The organism is Campylobacter concisus (assembly GCF_015229965.1).
Taxonomy (GTDB): domain Bacteria; phylum Campylobacterota; class Campylobacteria; order Campylobacterales; family Campylobacteraceae; genus Campylobacter_A; species Campylobacter_A concisus_BD.
In genome coordinates, this window is the sequence record NZ_JAAKZB010000047.1 from 1 (window position 1) to 2,082 (window position 2,082).

Here is a 2,082-nt window from a genome sequence, read left to right on the forward strand (position 1 = left end):
TTGGTATAGTAACTTCTACTGTTGTTTTACCAGCATCTTTGTCACCAGCTTTGTTTTCATCATCAGAAATTTTGCCATCTTTGTTTGTATCTTCTGGGAATTTAATTTCTGGGTTGCTTGGTTTTCTGCTAAATTCGCTGTCAAGTTGTACGTTAGCATGTATAGCTGTGCTTTGGTTACCAACTAGATCGACTATTCTATAGCTTGGGCTTTCGAAGTGTTTTCCTGATAAAGTTGCTTCGTATTCAAAGCTTTTACCTAGATCGTCATTTGATAGGACTTTTTCGATCTTCCATTTACCATCTTTTCCAAGCACTTGAAGAACATCACCTACGCTTACAGTGCCATCTTTTGGTATCTCTACTTCCCAGTGGATCTTACTATCTTTTAAATTCTTAGCTTCTTCTACGCTTAGAACTCCATTGTTATCTGCATCTTCTTTTATAGATACTTTTGGAGCGCCGATAGTTGTATCAACTTCTAGTGCAGAAGTTGCTTCGCTAGTGTTGCCAGCTGCATCTGTCACTACTGCTTTTATAACATGAACACGGCCAACAAGATCTGCTAGTGGCTCTTTATAGTCGCTTGGTTTAAATTCCCAGTTGCCATCTTTGTCAGCTGTAGCTCTACCAAACTCTTTATTATTATCATAAAGAACTACTTCTTGATTTGCATCAGCTGTACCCTTTATGGTTGGCTTGTTGTCGTTTGTGTTAGTACCTGCAACATTGCCTTTATAAACGCCACCCTCTACATTATCAATGATGCCTGTGATCTTGACATTTGGAGCTGTAAAGTCTGAGTCTATGCTGCTAGATACTTCTTTACTAGCATTACCAGCTTGATCAACGATCTTAGCTGTTACGCTTGAAGCTTTGCCATCAACTACTGGTACTTTGATCTCTACATATCCAGTTACTCTGTCATTGTAAGTAATAGTATGTGTTTTTTCCTCACCATTTACAGTGTAGTGGATCACATCATTTTCTTCAGCATCACCTGGGACAGAAATTTGAGCTTTTGTGCTAGTGCTATCGCCATCTTTGCTATTTTCAGCTTTATTTAGCTTGCCATCTTTTGGATTTACATCTTCAACAAATGTGATTGTTGGTTCTGATGGAGCTATTAGATCAGCATTAACTACTACAACCTCTGAGAAGTCTGAGATATTTCCTGCTTTATCTTGTGCTCTTGTAGTATATTTATACTCACCATCTCCTAGTTCAGGTAGTTCAAATTTCCAACCACCATGTTTATCAGCTGTGACTGTTCCTATAGATGTTTTCTCGCCATTTAGCTCACTAATCTCATAGATAGTGATAACTGAGTTAGGCTCAGCATATCCTTCAAGAGTTGGTGTGCTGTCGTTTGTTAGAGCAACTTTTGTTTTAGCGTCTAAAACGTTGCCAGTTTGGCTATCTACATTGTCATTTACAGCGTCTATTACAGGAGCATCTGCAAATGTATCAACATCAAGTGAAACTCTATCAGATGTTGATTTATTGCCTACTTTATCTGTAGCAACTGCTTCGAAATAGTGCTCTCCATCACCCATAGCTTCAGTTGGAGTAAAGCTCCATTTGCCATTAGCGTCAGCTGTTACTTTACCAACTAGAGTTTTTTCTGTAGTTGTGTAGAAGCTCTCATAAATTTCTACTGTTGCGCCTGGTGCTGCACTACCTTTGAATGTTGGTAGGCTATCATTTGTTAGACCATTTTTGACATTACCATTTACTACGCCACCAGTTACATCATCAATGATCTCATCAATTACTGCTTTAACAGTGCTTGAAGCCTCACCTATAACCTTGCTATCCTTGCCTGGGTTGTTAGGGTTATTTGGATTGATGATCTCTGCTGTTACATTGTTGTCTTTACCTGGGTTTAGATCAACTGGGATATCAATCTTACCTTTATCGATATCATCTTGGTTGATTGGTTTTTCAGTCTTTTTGCCATTGTCATCAGTAACAACTACTTTATCACCTGGTTTTACTGAACCATCTTTTGGTATAGTAACTTCTACTGTTGTTTTACCAGCATCTTTGTCACCAGCTTTGTTTTCATCATCAGAAATTTTGC

General features: G+C 38.4%; 1 protein-coding gene. It reads right to left on the reverse strand.

Annotated elements, in window-relative coordinates; translation table 11 throughout:
* A partial coding sequence (locus G6W43_RS10465; RefSeq protein ID WP_196783754.1) for an Ig-like domain-containing protein occupies positions 1-2,082 on the reverse strand: 2,082 nt, incomplete at both ends.